The organism is Virgibacillus tibetensis (assembly GCF_036026595.1).
GTDB lineage: Bacteria > Bacillota > Bacilli > Bacillales > Amphibacillaceae > Virgibacillus_P > Virgibacillus_P tibetensis.
On sequence record NZ_JARZFX010000014.1, the window covers coordinates 52,029 to 66,920 of the forward strand.

General features: G+C 37.0%; 18 protein-coding genes. 5 read left to right on the forward strand and 13 right to left on the reverse strand.

Annotation, left to right across the window (positions count from 1 at the left end; genetic code table 11):
* Window positions 1–152 precede the first annotated feature (152 nt).
* From QGM71_RS18225 to QGM71_RS18240, 4 genes are all read left to right on the forward strand, one after another.
* Window positions 153–1,481: a homoserine dehydrogenase gene (locus QGM71_RS18225; RefSeq protein ID WP_327608999.1), complete on the forward strand. Its 1,329-nt coding sequence runs from the start codon at window positions 153–155 to the stop codon at window positions 1,479–1,481.
* Window positions 1,450–2,511: a threonine synthase gene (gene thrC, locus QGM71_RS18230; RefSeq protein WP_327609000.1), complete on the forward strand. Its 1,062-nt coding sequence runs from the start codon at window positions 1,450–1,452 to the stop codon at window positions 2,509–2,511. Before QGM71_RS18225 ends, thrC begins: the two co-directional genes overlap by 32 nt.
* Complete coding sequence (thrB, locus tag QGM71_RS18235; protein ID WP_327609001.1) at window positions 2,508–3,413, forward strand: homoserine kinase; 906 nt, start codon at window positions 2,508–2,510, stop codon at window positions 3,411–3,413. The genes thrC and thrB overlap by 4 nt, the downstream gene beginning before the upstream one ends.
* A 200-nt stretch (window positions 3,414–3,613) precedes the next feature.
* Window positions 3,614–4,654, forward strand: a complete 1,041-nt coding sequence (locus QGM71_RS18240; protein ID WP_327609002.1) for a M14 family zinc carboxypeptidase — start codon at window positions 3,614–3,616, stop codon at window positions 4,652–4,654.
* A 56-nt stretch (window positions 4,655–4,710) separates the two neighbouring features.
* Here the strand turns inward: QGM71_RS18240 and QGM71_RS18245 are convergent, their stop codons facing one another.
* The 7 genes from QGM71_RS18245 to QGM71_RS18275 all read right to left on the reverse strand — a co-directional run bounded on the left by QGM71_RS18245 (window position 4,711) and on the right by QGM71_RS18275 (window position 9,770).
* Window positions 4,711–5,907, reverse strand: coding sequence for a class I SAM-dependent rRNA methyltransferase (locus tag QGM71_RS18245; protein ID WP_327609003.1), 1,197 nt, complete (start codon window positions 5,905–5,907; stop codon window positions 4,711–4,713).
* A gap of 129 nt (window positions 5,908–6,036) precedes the next feature.
* Window positions 6,037–6,498, reverse strand: a complete 462-nt coding sequence (locus tag QGM71_RS18250) for a GNAT family N-acetyltransferase (protein WP_327609004.1) — start codon at window positions 6,496–6,498, stop codon at window positions 6,037–6,039.
* A gap of 59 nt (window positions 6,499–6,557) precedes the next feature.
* Window positions 6,558–7,403: a DUF2785 domain-containing protein gene (locus tag QGM71_RS18255; RefSeq protein WP_327609005.1), complete on the reverse strand. Its 846-nt coding sequence runs from the start codon at window positions 7,401–7,403 to the stop codon at window positions 6,558–6,560.
* Between the two features lie 21 nt (window positions 7,404–7,424).
* A complete protein-coding gene (locus QGM71_RS18260; protein ID WP_327609006.1) occupies window positions 7,425–7,820 on the reverse strand; it encodes a VOC family protein in 396 nt (131 codons plus the stop codon).
* 93 nt (window positions 7,821–7,913) lie between these two features.
* Window positions 7,914–8,072, reverse strand: coding sequence for a hypothetical protein (locus QGM71_RS18265; RefSeq protein ID WP_327609007.1), 159 nt, complete (start codon window positions 8,070–8,072; stop codon window positions 7,914–7,916).
* Window positions 8,073–8,214: 142 nt separating this feature from the next.
* Window positions 8,215–8,508: a DUF3219 family protein gene (locus tag QGM71_RS18270; RefSeq protein WP_327609008.1), complete on the reverse strand. Its 294-nt coding sequence runs from the start codon at window positions 8,506–8,508 to the stop codon at window positions 8,215–8,217.
* A 218-nt stretch (window positions 8,509–8,726) separates the two neighbouring features.
* The gene (locus tag QGM71_RS18275) at window positions 8,727–9,770 is read right to left on the reverse strand and encodes a P-loop NTPase family protein (protein ID WP_327609009.1); all 1,044 of its coding nucleotides are present in this window, start codon (window positions 9,768–9,770) and stop codon (window positions 8,727–8,729) included.
* Window positions 9,771–9,962: 192 nt separating this feature from the next.
* Here QGM71_RS18275 and QGM71_RS18280 point away from each other — a divergent pair, with 192 nt between their 5' ends.
* Window positions 9,963–10,802 (forward strand): GNAT family N-acetyltransferase, encoded by an 840-nt coding sequence (locus tag QGM71_RS18280; RefSeq protein ID WP_327609010.1) that lies wholly within the window; start codon window positions 9,963–9,965, stop codon window positions 10,800–10,802.
* Window positions 10,803–10,845: 43 nt separating this feature from the next.
* On the opposite strand, the gene QGM71_RS18285 is transcribed toward QGM71_RS18280, so the two are convergent.
* The 6 genes from QGM71_RS18285 to QGM71_RS18310 form a co-directional block, all read right to left on the reverse strand.
* Window positions 10,846–11,529, reverse strand: coding sequence for a hypothetical protein (locus QGM71_RS18285; RefSeq protein WP_327609011.1), 684 nt, complete (start codon window positions 11,527–11,529; stop codon window positions 10,846–10,848).
* On the reverse strand, window positions 11,529–12,269 hold the full coding sequence (locus QGM71_RS18290; RefSeq protein WP_327609012.1) for a hypothetical protein: 741 nt from the start codon (window positions 12,267–12,269) through the stop codon (window positions 11,529–11,531). The genes QGM71_RS18285 and QGM71_RS18290 overlap by 1 nt, the downstream gene beginning before the upstream one ends.
* On the reverse strand, window positions 12,256–13,146 hold the full coding sequence (locus QGM71_RS18295) for an ABC transporter ATP-binding protein (protein ID WP_327609013.1): 891 nt from the start codon (window positions 13,144–13,146) through the stop codon (window positions 12,256–12,258). Before QGM71_RS18295 ends, QGM71_RS18290 begins: the two co-directional genes overlap by 14 nt.
* Window positions 13,143–13,523 carry a GntR family transcriptional regulator gene (locus tag QGM71_RS18300; protein WP_327609014.1) on the reverse strand — a complete coding sequence of 127 codons (381 nt, stop codon included), beginning with the start codon at window positions 13,521–13,523 and terminating at the stop codon, window positions 13,143–13,145. The genes QGM71_RS18295 and QGM71_RS18300 overlap by 4 nt, the downstream gene beginning before the upstream one ends.
* A gap of 200 nt (window positions 13,524–13,723) precedes the next feature.
* Complete coding sequence (locus tag QGM71_RS18305; RefSeq protein ID WP_327609015.1) at window positions 13,724–14,227, reverse strand: GNAT family N-acetyltransferase; 504 nt, start codon at window positions 14,225–14,227, stop codon at window positions 13,724–13,726.
* A gap of 12 nt (window positions 14,228–14,239) precedes the next feature.
* Window positions 14,240–14,788 (reverse strand): GNAT family N-acetyltransferase, encoded by a 549-nt coding sequence (locus tag QGM71_RS18310; RefSeq protein ID WP_327609016.1) that lies wholly within the window; start codon window positions 14,786–14,788, stop codon window positions 14,240–14,242.
* Window positions 14,789–14,892: the final 104 nt, after the last annotated feature.

The following is a 14,892-nucleotide window of genomic DNA, read 5'->3' on the forward strand; positions in this document are numbered from 1 at the left end:
AACATGAAAGTTCAAACAATCTCCTTTAATGTAAGCGATTTCATTAATAATTCTAAAGATTCGCTATTGCCATACTTCCATATTCATGTTTAAATGTTCAGTAATATAAAAAATTATGTTCTTATCCACAAGGACAATTATGAGGTGATAATGTGGGAAACAATGTATCAATTGGACTACTTGGTTTGGGAGTAGTTGGTTCCGGAGTGATTAAACTAATAGAAAATCATCAAGAAGAGCTTGTACATCAACTTGGCTGCGGCGTTAATGTGAAAAGTGTATTGATTCGTGATACAGATAAAGCGCGTAATGTGCAGCTGGATCAAACGTTTCTCACCACTAACCCTGATGATATTTTAAATGATCCTGAAATTGATGTTATAATAGAGGTAATGGGTGGCATCGATGAAGCCTTTCAACATATCTTAAAAGCTTTTTCCGCAAAAAAACATGTTGTAACTGCTAATAAGGACTTAGTAGCTCTTCATGGACCTGAACTTCAAGAGGCAGCGAGCAGAAATAAATGTGATTTTTACTATGAAGCAAGTGTCGCCGGTGGGATTCCCATCTTAAGGGGGATTACCGATGGACTCTCTTCCGACCGTATTCAACAAGTAATGGGAATTGTAAATGGTACAACGAATTACATCCTGACAAAAATGAATACCGAAGGATCAACGTATGAAGCTGCTCTTCAAAAAGCTAAAGAGCTTGGTTTCGCTGAGGCTGATCCAACAGCTGATGTAGAAGGCCTTGATGCAGCAAGAAAGATGGTAATATTAAGCCGACTTGCTTTTTCTACAGATGTCGCTTTAGAAGATGTGGAAATCAACGGAATTAAGAACATAGACCTGGAAGATCTGCAATATGGAGATACGCTCGGTTACACAATGAAGTTAATTGGCTTTGCCAACTGCCATGACCAGCAAGTGGAAGTAAATGTACAACCAACTTTTCTAGCTAAAAGCCATCCGCTTGCAGATGTAAAAAATGAATATAATGCTGTCTATGTTTATGGTGAAGCTGTAGGTGAAACGATGTTTTATGGACCAGGAGCGGGAAGCATGCCAACTGCTTCTGCGGTAATGTCTGATGTTATTACAGTAATTAAGAATATCAGATTAGGTATAAATGGGCGTCAGTCACTTGCACCTCGCTTTAAGAAAGAATTAAAAACACCAGATCAGCAGTTTGGTAAATATTACCTGAGACTGCATGTTAAGGATGAAGTAGGAGCTTTTTCAACCATTTCTTCCTTATTTCACGACAATAACATTAGTTTCAAACAAATATTACAAACACCGATTAAGAAATATGAGCTAGCTGAGATTATTTTTATCACACATAAAACGTCCTTTGAAAATTTCACGAAGGCGTTAAAACTTCTTCGCGATCTAAATGTAGTACTGGATGTTAAGAGTTATTATAAAGTTGAAGGAGATGTAGAAAATGATGTGGCCGGGGTTAATAAAACATTATAAATCTTTACTTCCCATCACAGCAGAGACACCTGAGCTCTCCCTTCACGAAGGGAATACGCCACTGATCCACCTCTCTAGCTTATCGGAACAATTAGGGATAAATCTGTACGGAAAAGTGGAAGGTGCCAATCCTACTGGTTCTTTTAAAGACAGAGGAATGGTAATGGCAGTAGCAAAGGCTGTTGAGGAAGGCAGTAATGCTGTTATTTGTGCTTCCACCGGAAATACATCTGCTTCTGCTGCAGCATATGCAGCAAGAGCAGGAATTAGAGCAATCATCGTCATTCCAAAAGGGAAAGTAGCACTCGGCAAGCTGGCTCAAGCAGTAATGTACGGAGCAGAAATTGTCGAGATTGATGGAAACTTTGATGAAGCATTGAAGATGGTCAGAGAATTAAGCAAAAAGGCACCAGTTACGCTTGTAAATTCAGTGAATCCTTATCGATTGGAAGGACAAAAAACAGCAGCATTTGAGGTTTGCGATCAGCTTGGGTCTGCTCCTGATATTCTTGCGATCCCAGTAGGTAATGCAGGAAATATCAGTGCCTATTGGAAAGGATTTAAAGAATACCATGAATTAAAACAAACAGGACTTCCAAGGATGTTTGGCTTTGAGGCAGAAGGTGCTGCAGCTATTGTACAAAACAAAATAATACCTCAGCCAGAAACCATTGCAACCGCAATTCGAATTGGAAATCCGGCTAGTTGGGATCTTGCTGTCGCTGCAAGAGATGAGTCAAATGGAGCAATTAATTCTGTAACAGATGAAGAAATTACTAATGCTTTTCAGCTATTGGCAAGTAAAGAAGGAATCTTTGCTGAGCCAGGTTCTTGTGCATCCATTGCAGGACTTATTCAGCAATGTGAAAACGGGACTATTAAGAAGGGAAGTAACGTAGTAGCTGTACTAACTGGTAACGGGTTAAAAGATCCACAAACAGCGATTGACCAACTTAATACAGATCCTGTATCTCTACCAAATGACGAAGATACTGTAAAGGATTATATAGAATCCAGGCTGAAACTATGAATGATTTCAGCATATCAATTCCAGCAAGTTCCGCTAATCTGGGACCGGGTTTCGATTCATTAGGTTTAGCCTTAAACCTATATTTGACCTTGCATGTAACCGCAGCTGATAAATGGGATATTGAACACAAATCTCCTTTACTGCCTGCCAAGACACCATGCGAAGATCATTTTATTTATCAAATAGCCAAACAAACAGCTGAACGCCATCACAAGCAATTACCGCCATGTAAAGTAGTTGTTACCACTGACATTCCATTAGCGCGCGGTCTCGGCAGTAGTGCTTCAGCAGTTATTGCAGGTATTGAACTGGCTAATCAGGTCTGCGGTCTTTCCCTGTCTCAAGAAGAGAAAATACAATACGGTACAGACATTGAAGGCCATCCGGATAATATAGCTGCGGCCTTACTCGGTGGTGTTGTCATTACAGCATTAACAGCTGATAATCAAATCAATTGGATTCATTTAGATGATCTAAACGTGGATGTCATTGTATATATTCCTGATTTTGAACTTAAGACAGAACAGGCTAGAGAAGTACTTCCAGAAAACCTTTCCAGAGAACAGTCTACTGCGGCAAGTGCGATAAGTAATCTCGTGGTAGCAGCACTCTTATCTGGAGATTACAAACTTGCCGGCAAAATGATGGAAAAGGATTTGTTTCACGAGCCATATAGAGCTGAACTGATTCCAGGCTATCATGATATTAAGCTGGAAGCTAAAAATAACGGGGCATATGGAACCGTAATTAGTGGTGCAGGGCCAACGATGATCTCCTTTGCACCTAAAGGAGAAGGAAGCGGTATAGCTAACCATATGCAGCGTATTCTCACCGATTATCAGGTTAGTGCATTAACCATCGATCAAGAGGGCAGTCAGGTTAGACAAGTTCATATAAAATAGAACAAGCTGCGGAGATAATCCCGCAGCTTTTAATGTTACTCCGACTTTTCTCTACCTCTCAATAGGACTATCTCCTTAAAAAGTCGCCTAACCCCTAAATATAAGCACTATTCCTCATTTTTAGATTTCAAGCAGGAGATATGATTTTTTAATAGAAAGATATACACAGGATCAAAATTAAAAGTGGAGGGATGGATTTCATGAAGAAGAAACTAGTAACACTTACAATTACGGGGGCCCTGGTCTTAGGAGGCACATCTATAGTTTCACCTACTATTAATGCAGCGGGAAATGGTCCTAATTACGGTGGAAATGAAACAGTAAACACCTCCATCTTGCGCACACATGATGAAATGGTTAATTTTTTAGAAAAGCAGGAAGCCAAACAAAATGATATGGAACTAGAAATAATTGGCCAAACAGTAAAAGGACGGGATTTACATCTGGTAAAATATATGAAAAATCCAGAAAACCCTACAATTCTATTTCTTACTCAGCAGCATGGAAACGAAGCATTAACTACAGAAGGGTCACTTGAGTTCATCAAACACCTCGGAACTGGTAAGACAAAGGGTGTACTTGACAATGTTAATGTGTTGATTGTCCCTATGCTTAATGCAGATGGTGCAATGGGTGATGTTGACTTTTCATTGGAAGACTATACTGCAAGCGGCGATCGTAATATGACACGTTATAATGCTCTTGAAGTTGATTTAAATCGTGATCACATTGATCGGATTCAACCGGAAACAAAAGCTTTACATGATAATGTGTTAGGTGCGTATGATATTGATTACATGATTGACCTACATCACCAAGGTACACAAAGCGAACGTGATGGTGACCTTGTATCTGGCTCCATCCTTTATCCAACTACAGAAAATGTTGATCCAGAAGTTGCTTATAAATCAAAGCAATTGGGAGCTGTGGTTTTCGATGAAATTGACTCAAAGGGCTGGGGACATTTAGGCAAGTACAATGGAGGTTCAGCTGAAACAATTAGTCGTAACGGAATCGCCGTTGAATATGGCATTTCTACTCTTTTATTTGAAATGCGTGGTATGTCCGACCATTTCTATGAGTCTTATGTGCTGGGGCAAAAGAGTAATGGTTATCTTATCAAACAAACAGTGAATACGCTTGATGCAACAGTAAGCGCGATTGCCGATGGTTCTATTGAAAGTAAGGATGTTTCCTTCTGGGATACTTTATCTTTTCAAACTACTCGTCCTTCAGAATAAGCACAAATAATAAAAATCCGCTTTGATTATTTTCAATCAAAGCGGATTTTTTCAATTTATTTTCTTATTTTCTGTATAACCAGTACTTTTAAATAATTACCTCGAGGGAAGTTTTTATTGACTTGGAAATCTGCGGGTAATGAAGATTCTTCTAAAATTTTATATGTTCCATTTACCTCTTTAAACGCTTTTTCCACGAACCCTTTGAATTTATCCATTCCAAATGTCGCATTATTTGTTGAAGCAATAATTACGCCATTATCCTCAGTTATCGAAATGGTATCCTTGATTAAATCCGGATAATCTTTGGAAGTACTGAATGTACGCTTTTTTGAGCGGGCAAAACTAGGCGGATCAAGAATGACCAAATCAAATTTCAAATTCTTTCGATTGGCATATTTAAAATAGTCAAAGACATCCATCACCATAATATCTTGCTGTTCAAAGTCAATGCTATTGACACTGAATTGCTCAATGGTCTTACTTTTACTACGCTTAGCAAGATCCACATTTGTAGTCTTTTCAGCACCACCTAGTGCAGCAGCTACTGAAAAGGCTCCCGTATAAGAGAAAGTATTCAGCACATTCTTACCTTCTGCATACTTGTCCCGAATTGCTTTTCTTACATTTCGCTGATCGAGGAAAATCCCAACCATCGCTCCATCATTCAGGTATACGGCATAGTTCATTCCATTTTCCTTCACAATAATCGGAAATTCGCCACGCTCACCTTTCACAAAGTCATCATCATCGATGTATTTTCCTTTTGTGTCAAATCGCTTCTTCTCGTAGATCGCCTTGTACTCGCCCATCTCTTCCAACAGCCGAATGACATGATCTTTAAATGTATATATACCTTCGCTGTACCAATTGATTAAATAGTAGCCATCATAATAATCAACTGTCAGTCCGCCAATTCCATCGCCTTCCCCATTAAAAAGGCGAAAGGCCGTAGTATTTTCATCGTTGTAAAACGACTGTCTCTTATTGATTGCGGTGAGTATTTTCTGTTTGAAATATTCGTAGTCAATCATTTCTTCCTTCTTATCCGTCAGGACCCAGCCCAAGCCTTTATTCTGCACACCATAATAACCTTTTGCAATAAACTTGTTATTGTCTACTAAGTGGACGATACTTCCTTCTTTTGTTAAAGACTCTGAATTTGTAACTGTATCCTTACTAATTAGCGGATATCCATTTTTGTAGGGCTTTATATAATTTTGTTTAACCTTCAATTCAATAACTGTACTCATCATTTCATCCTATCTCGCTCTTTTTTATCATTATCGCACTTTGTGGGGAAAAGTGAAAGGAAAGACATACACTTCCAGTTGGGTTCATTCTTCGAGTCAAGCATTTCGTTCCTGTTTGGTGATATTTTCTTATAGATTTTTTCTAACAAATTCTCTCTCTACTTTGAAACCTCTTTTTTTATAAAAATTTCTTGCGTTTTCATTTTTTACCCAGTAGTCCAACTCTATACAATCCACCTTGCTTTCTTTTGCCGCCTTGGTGACTTCATTCATTAATGCATCACCAATACCTTTTTTCTGATCTGCTTTTTCCACACTTATTTGGTGTACATATAATGTTTTATAGGGCTTTTTAAAGGGAGTTCCAGGTTTATTAACTATTTCATAAAACACAAATCCTTTATCCTCATTATCTTCTGTTAAAATCAAAAAAATAAAATATTCTTTTTCTACTAATTTCTTAAATTCCTCTACCATGTCACTATAAGAATAAGGCATAAAATAATTTGGGTATAAATGAACATGTAATTCATGCACATTTTTATTCAACTTAGCAAGTGCGTTGTAATCAGTAGTTTGAGCTATTTTCATCCTAGTTAATCACTCCAAGTATAGATTTTTGATCAACATTCGTTTACATAGATAAAGGATTAGTTACTAGTATAATATGGTTCATTAATTTCTTTCATCGTTTTCTTGATCCGATTCGCAATAGTACTATACTTATTTGTCGATTCTAGGTGAAAGTATAAACTGCTCAAAAATTGTTTGATATTCGATCGATAAATTAGTAATGGCAAACTATCAATTGGAAATTTTTCTCTTAGATCTTTCCCTGTTTGGCCTATTCGTTCACATATTTCTGCTGCATTAAGACCTCTTTCTAACAAAGCATCCACTGGTATGACCATTCGTTCGTTTTCTTCAAACTGAAAGTAATCTTCACTAAAACACATCTTGTTATAAATACTTAAGAATATGTCCCCCATTTTATCTAGTGGAAAATCTTCTTGTCGGACTAATTCAACAAGGGCATCAGCTATGTGCGCAATGCTATGGGCCCAACCTTTCTCAGAAACCAGTCCCCTTACATCCTGTTCTTGCTCAATGTAAAGTACTAACAAATCAGAAATTTTAACTAGATCTTCAGGTGTTAAAAAAGTCTTTTTGAGATTAACATGTAATATCACCGCAATAATTAGTGAAGAGAAGGACCGTTTAAAAACAGAATCCTTGTTTACTTCTCCTACCTTATAAAATAAATGATCACTGTCTAAACATATATCCAGATAATGTTTTAGTTGTGCATCAGTATAATAATTATTTATAATCATTTTTGAGAAACTACTATAAATCAATTTATCTCTTAAGACAGGGTCTACATGCCCAATATTATCTAGCATGGCATTGGTTAGCTTAGAAATATCAACCGAAGACAATTCAAGATCACCCTCTCGAAGACTTAGTAATGTTTCTCTTAGCTTATATGTATTCATCGTTATTAGTCTCCTATCTATTTAGGGAGCTACTATCTCTACTTTTATCCGATCCGGATCCTCAAAATAAACCGCATAATGATCTGATCCACCGGCAAAGGGGTGTTTCTCCAAATATAAGATATGAATTCCTTTTTCCCTTAATTCAGTTGTTATTTCGTCTACATGATCTCGAGATTTACCATGAAAAGCTAAATGATTTAAGCCTACTTGCGACCGATGATAGGACACATCCAGAAACCTTCCTTCTGTCTGCACAAATACAATATAAGTATCACCAAGCTTCCAACTCTGTCCATCTTTCCATTTTTGATAAACTGTATAGCCTAAATCGTCCAACAACCAGCCCCAAAAGTCGACTGTGTTACGTAGATTAAAAACATTAATTTCAACATGGTGTATGAGTCCTTGTGGCAAATGAATTCCTCCTTAGAAGTTAACCTGCAGGCTTTTTAATCTATCCACCGTTATTCCGGTTTCAATATAACGGAAATAATTGAAAGCTTGCTTCTACCCTTCAATAGATTCTTTATATCCAAAATCAACTATTCCCTCAATTCTAACTTCCTTCGCCTGATAATCTTCTGATATATATTGTTTTAATTCTTCTAAAGAAAAATTTCTCCATGCTGCTTTGTACTTCTTATATGATTCTTTGAATGTCGTCATAATAGAAAACTCCTATCCTTTTTATACTGACTTAATTCTCGATTCCTTCAAGAAAGTCCTTCTTGTTTATGTATTAATTTTTATGAAATACCATTAAAAAACCCTATGACGCTAATGCACATCATAGGAAAGTGTTAAGCAGTTATGCCTTTTCAACCAATTCCAGCTTAAAGTCCCCAACAGCATTCTCCTCATATAAATTAGTGATCGAAGTTGAGTAATTATAAATCGTTGCAGAAAATCTAAGATTTTTATCAGGCACTTTCACGAGAAAGTCGTTCTGATAAAGCAAAGTGGTTATATCATGATAGTCGTCATGTTTTACCTTGAAATCAAAACTTACTTTATGCAGCTCTTTTCCCTCTTTCGTAACCGTATCTTCATGGAAATTGAGTCCATCAATTGTTAAGTTATTTATAATCACTTTTTGATTCATCTTTTTCACCCTCGCCTGAAGTTGTATAACTAAATACTAGCAGTTTCTAACAAATATATACTAATAGTTTGTTTATAGAAACTTCCTTAGTAGATCATCATCATTTTACTTCTCGTCTATACTATTCGGTGCTACATACATTTAAATTGTTTTTAAGCAAAACAAAAACACGCATTATCGACTAATCATAACGCGTGCATATACTTTGTATTCTATTTTTATAGACTACCTATATTCGTTAATTCTTGTATTTCTCGCGTGTCTGTAGCTCCATCCAATATTTTCCGAACATCAGCTAAAGTTTCTTGAAGATCAACAGATTCACCTTTGATTCCAGTGAAATTTTCTGCCACATAGAACGGTTGTGTCAGATAAGCTTCCAATCGTTCCCCGCGTTTATAAGTTGGTAATTCAGATGCTGGTAGTTTATCAATTCCTTTAACATTTACTAATGAACGCAATTCATAGTAGCGACGTAAAACCTTTTGTGCACGTTGTTGAATGGTAAAATGATTTTGATCAGCATGCGCTCCTTCTAATACAGAAGAAGTAGAATATAGTGGATTTACTGCTGGGTATTTATGTCTTGCTGATAAATCAGCATCAAAATGCCAAAGTGTTTCAAGCGGTCCAAATGGTAAGTCTTCGTCAACAACTTCTCCCTTTAAATCTAAAAGGAATGTAGTAACATTCGTAATACCGACATTTTCAAGACGTTCATGCAGTTCATAAACTTTTCCTGTTAACACATGACTTCGGTCCGCCGCAAAAACGATATCTTTGTTTTTACCAGTGGCCACCAGTTCTTCATATGCTTCATCAATTGATTTTACTACAACATCTGCAAAATCAACTAAATCATCTACTCCAGGATAATCCCCTTTAGGTTTAAGCAATACCGACACATACCCATCATTTCGCATTCGATGAAATAATTCTGTCAGAACGACAAGTTGCCCCATACCTGGACGAGCAACTAAACCGACAGTACCTCCTTTTTCCAATGGTGCGAATAAATCCAACGTTTTAATTTTCGTTTCAATCATCTCCACACGCTCCCCTCTAATAATTAATTCATCCAAACTACATTCAGCAAGTGTTGCAAGTGCAACCAAAGTCCGAACTTCTGCTCGACCTATAGGTGTCTTTCCTGTGCTCAAATTGGAAACAGTTGCAGGCCGCAAGCCAACTGAACGTGCTGCACTTGTTAAATTTGGAACACGTCTCCGTAATAATGGAACATTTAATCTAATATTCTCCAAGCTGCCCCCTCCTTCCTTACTTTATATAGTAATTTATTTTACGTTTAAATGCAACATTAATTACTCTAAAGAGTAATTATTTATACCCCAAGAGTAATAATTCTTTTATTTTTCATGCATAGAAGGAATTAGGCGTAATGACGAAGAATATTAAACAGTAGATATACACCAACAGAATAAGGAGGTATCAGCTTGCTTACAAACGAACAATTACATGCAATTAAAAAACTCCAACGGGAATGTGAACTAGAAGAATCGATTCAGATAAAGTTAAATTGGGACATGCTAAGACGTCGTAACGATAAAGAAATACACGACTTCTTTTACTACGCAGACAAGGAACTTACAGGATTTTTAGGGTTTTACAGATTTGGAGATAAAATCGAATTATGTGGGATGGTTAAACCTGCTTACAGGAGGAAAGGAATATTTTCGGAACTGTTTAGAGAAGCACTAACAACACTATCGAAAAGTAACTATAAAACAATACTATTAAATGCCCCTTCTAACTCCTTATCAGCTGCAGGATTTATAAATACACAGCACTGTGAATTTTCAATGACAGAACATCAAATGAAATGCTCGGATATTAAGCGATACCCTAATGAAAACAATGATATCATCATTCGACGCGCAGAGAATCATGACCTCAATATAGAGGTCGAACTAGATGTAAGTTGCTTTAACTTTCCAAAAGAGGAAGCGAAAGCATACAATAAAAGAATAAAGAATGATGAAACACACGAGTTCTATATGATTGAGAACAAAGGGCAGACGCTAGGAAAAATAAGAATAGCTCGTGTAGATAACGAGTTATGGATATATGGTTTCGCAATATTTCCTGAACATCAAGGAAAAGGAATTGGCAGAGCAGCTTTATTGAAATTAGTTAATCAAGAACGTGTCAGGAACTTGCCAATCTTTCTAGAAGTAGAGACGAAAAATACGAATGCACTGCGATTGTACGAATCCTGTGGATTTAAATCCTATCAATCACAGGATTATTATATATACAAGAACCCCCTAACATAATTGAGTTGTATGTAGGGGGTTACTCATTTCACCTCATTTTAAATTAATAGATTCCGTAACCTGGTTCTATATTAAGTTCAACCGTTTCAGGTACTCGAATATAAATAAGTTCAGCACCATGTTCGACTCCTGAACCACTCATCCATGATGAGTCACCTGCCTCACGAGTAAACTGGCTAAAGGGGAGTTCAAGACTTAACATAGTAAATTCAAGATCGACTTGTTCAGAATTATAAATAGTTAACGCATCCGACGATATAACAACATTTGGTACTGGTGCATGTTTTGTTACGTCAACTCCCTTTATATTGGTGGGTGTTTGATAGTAAATAACTTCGATTTCGCTCTCCAGTTCAGAAGTGCTGTGTACGCGTATGGAAGTTCCGTTAACATCATTTTCTGGGGCCTTTATATCAATCTCATCATTTTGGTACTCCATTTTCCACTTCTTTTTTATATATGATTTATCAATTTCTTCAATCTTATCCCTGTAATTATATAGATCAGGCACCACTTCTGAGTCACCGGACTCTTCTTTTACAAGCTTACTATCTATTGGAAGTAGATAATACGTTACCATGGAAATAAGTAGTATACCGATATAAACAAAGAGCATCCATTTTATACTTTTTCCATAATTATTAATTTGCCGCTTTAATAAGTTAGATATCAGATAGATGACAACGAAAATTAAAATAATTGGAAGATAAATTAATACTATACCCATTACCTTACCTCCCGTTTATTAGATATAATTACTGCACCCACTAAAGTTAGTACGATCGTTCCAATGAATTTAAATAAGAAAAAAACAAAGGATGATTCCATGATATAAAACTCACCCAGATTAATAATTAATTGACTTTCGCTGATTGTTACCAGAAACAATGAACCGATCAGTAGAACTGGTAGTAGGATAACCAAAGTCCGGTGTATTTGTGCAATAGTACCAACGAGGTAACCTAATGCAGCAAATAAAAGGATGTAAAGAATAGTTGCAATAAATCCACTAACATAGTCACCGAATCCAATTGCCGATCCTGGCTCAAAGGATTGAGTGTCAGCTAAGAAATACAGAGCAACCTTTAATAGAAATCCTGACAAAAGAGCTGTGATTGCACCTAATGCACTAGCCATTAACATAAAAACTATATTCGATAGATTACTGCTTAGCCGATTGGCTATAAATACGTAATCATCTTCTCTATATGCCTTTGTCGTAATCAAAACAGAACTGATAAATGCCCATATCATTGTAAAAATAATTACTATATCAGAAGAATAATAGGTTACAGAAGCATTCCAATAAGCGCCGCCTGTGCCTGTCATCCCTGTTCCATTAAATGAGAAGAGCAACGCTAGAAGCTGCAGCACAATCAGCGAACTGAACACTCCTATAAATGCCTTCAGTTTATATTGAGTTTGTCTTAAAACAACAGTTCCTAAGCTCAGACTATTTAAAGACATCATCTATTCCTCCCTTCTTTTTATTCGTTAAGTAAACACATACATCACTTGAAGAAACTGGTGACACGTTAATTCCCAGTCGCTTCGCATTCTCCACTTCAAAATATCCGTTTTTTATGACTACATAAGTACTATTCAGGTCAATTTCCTGCGTATATAAAACTTCCTTATTCATCGCCCACTGCCTGACGATCTCTGTTCTGCCAGTTAAACCAACTGCGTATTCCTTTAAATCATCCATTGGCAGCTGCAACACTTTTTCCCCGTCTTCGATAAGTAATATATCTTCTAATAGATCCTCTATTTCATCTAAATGGTGACTGGAAATTAAGAAAGTTCTTGGGTGTGCTAAGTAGTCTTTCAACAGCGCTCTGTAAAAGTCATTTCGTACTGCAGCATCCATACCTGTCGTAGGCTCATCAAACATTGTCAGTTCACATCTGGATGCTAACCCAACAATCATATTAAACGTACTCTTTTTTCCCTTTGACAACGTGTTATGTATTTGGTTTGGGTGAAAGGAAAAATATTCAAAAAGCCGTTCTGCCAGTTTCATGTTCCAATTTCCATAGAAGCGTTCTCCCTCTTTCAAAAGCTCAGAAAGAGTAAGAGCTGTGGGAAAGGCCATCTGATCATCGATATAAATGCTATTTGCAGAAACAAGCATACTATTAAACGGTTTCTCAGAAAAAACAGATACTTCTCCTGAGGTTTCCCGCCACAGTCCGGCAAGAATTTTTAATAGAGTTGTCTTACCTGCCCCATTTCTACCTATGAGACCTGTTATAGATTTATCTTTTAAAGTAAATGACAGATCATGTAACGTATTCTCTTTTCCTTGTCTTTTCGTTAAATTTTCACATGCTATCACATTCATTTTATATTCCCCTCCATACGAAGTTGCTTTAGCATAGCTACTAACTCCTGCTCACTGACATCCAGCCGACCAGCCTCCAGAACTACTTCTCGCAGCAGTCCTTTAAGTGTCTGGTTTTTCCTCTTATATCTAATGATTTTTCTTGCATCCTTCGTAACGAATTTGCCTAGGCCCCTTTTGTTATAAAGTATCTTTTCATCAGATAATATAGTTAATCCCTTAGCCGCTGTGGCAGGGTTAATTGTAAACATTTCTGAAAGCTGGTACTGGGAGTATACTTTGTCATCCTGTTTGAAATTGCCATTTAGTATTTCTGTTTCAATCCACTCGGCAATTTGTATGTAAATAGGCTTAGCACCATCTGTGTTCAGCTTCAAATTTATAACCCCCTTAACCTAAGTTAGTGCATTAGTCGTGTAATGTAGTATATTACTTATAGACTGAAAAATCAACTATATATTTAAAAAAAGATGCCTAATTAATAGACATCTCCGTTAGATTGCTCGCAAAAATTGTGAAATTGATCCGTATTTCTGTAAACTTAAGCCAATCAAATTTTCGACAACTATAATACCATTTAATCAATCCCTACAATCTCGCTCCTTCTCTCCAGCATGACCACATCCCGCCATCTGCCATTTAATTTTCCTATGCGTTTCCGGACACCGACTTCACAGAAACCCTCTTTTTTATGTAATTTAATGCTTGCCGTATTTTCGGGAAAGACCCCGGATTGCAATGTCCAGAAACCATTTGCTTCACTATTATTAATTAATGCCTTTAATAATCTCGTTCCGATCCCTTTGCCTATACTTCCAGCACTTAGATAAATGCTTAGTTCAGCCACACCGGAATAGGCAGCCTTGCTTGACGTTGGAATTAGCGCTGCCCAACCAATTACTTTCCCTTCTTCTCGTGCTACTATCCTGCACACGGTTATATATTTTTCATTCCATTCGTGCCAATCAGGGGCTTCTGTAGCAAAGGTTGCATTTCCTGCAGCAATACCTTCCAAATATATGTCCCGAACCTCTGGCCAATCAACTTCTCTCATACTGTCAATAACGATGCTGTCGTTCATTCGTTCACCTTCTCAGTCATTTTCTATCCAGAATCTTCGGATTAACTCCCCATTTTCATTTTGGAAGCTCTCATCCTCAACCCCGCCATTTTTAACAATTGTTTTAGCAGAACCTATATTATCTCCATCACATGTCACAAGAACCCGTGTAATGTTTAATTTTTTACATTTCTTTAATGCTTCTCCCAGAATACGTGTTGCATACCCTTTACGACGCTCAGAGGGACGAACACTGTACCCAATATGGCCACCTTCATTATATAAAAAGTCATTCAGCTCATGTCGAATGTCTACCATTGCAACAACCTGCTGTTGATCATTCATTAAAAAATAACTCGAATTAGGCAACCACTTTCCATGCCCGCTCTGTCGCAATGCGAGCGCATCTAAGTATTCTTCATATGTATCAAATCCTTCTAAGCTAAAGCTGCTGGGCACCATACGGGAAGGGCCCCATTCCTTCACATAATTTTCATGTTCATTCTTCAATTCCAATGATGGTCTAACAAGTTTCATATAACCCCTCATCTCTTTAATAACGTACCAATCATAATTAATCATAATCAAAAACACCTCATTTGAAAATACTTATACTTATTTTACAGAATTTAAAGCGAGAAAGGCCACTTCTTCAGATGTGTGATCAATCGCTTTTGTTTGAAATA